General features: G+C 76.5%; 1 pseudogene. It reads right to left on the bottom strand.

The features are described 5' to 3' along the window. Window positions 1-209, bottom strand: a pseudogene (locus tag SACPADRAFT_RS34480) (ROK family transcriptional regulator); the annotation flags it as partial. Between the last annotated feature and the right edge of the window lie 157 nt (window positions 210-366).

Raw genomic sequence — 366 nt, 5'->3', positions numbered from 1 at the left:
TACAGCCGGGCGTAGACACCGCCGAGCACCACCACGGGCACGTCCAGCAGGTTCACCACCCCGGACAGCGCGGTGCCCAGCCGCCTGCCCGCCGAGGCCACCGCGGCGGTCGCGGTGGCCTCGCCCGCGTCCAGCCGTGCGGTGAGCGTGTCCACATCCGCGGCGCCCGCCCGGTCGAGGACGGCCTCCTGCCCGGCGTAGGTCTCCAGGCACCCCCGCGCGCCGCAGGAACAGCGCGGGGCCCCTGGTGGTGACCGGGACGTGCCCGAGCTCGCCGCCGAAGCCGTGCACGCCGTCGTACAGCTCGCCGCCGAGCACGACGCCCGCGCCGATGCCGATCTCGCCGGAGACGTGCACGAAGTCGCG

Source organism: Saccharomonospora iraqiensis subsp. paurometabolica YIM 90007 (genome assembly GCF_000231035.2).
Classification (GTDB): domain Bacteria; phylum Actinomycetota; class Actinomycetes; order Mycobacteriales; family Pseudonocardiaceae; genus Saccharomonospora; species Saccharomonospora paurometabolica.
This window is presented reverse-complemented; position numbering and strand designations above follow the sequence as displayed.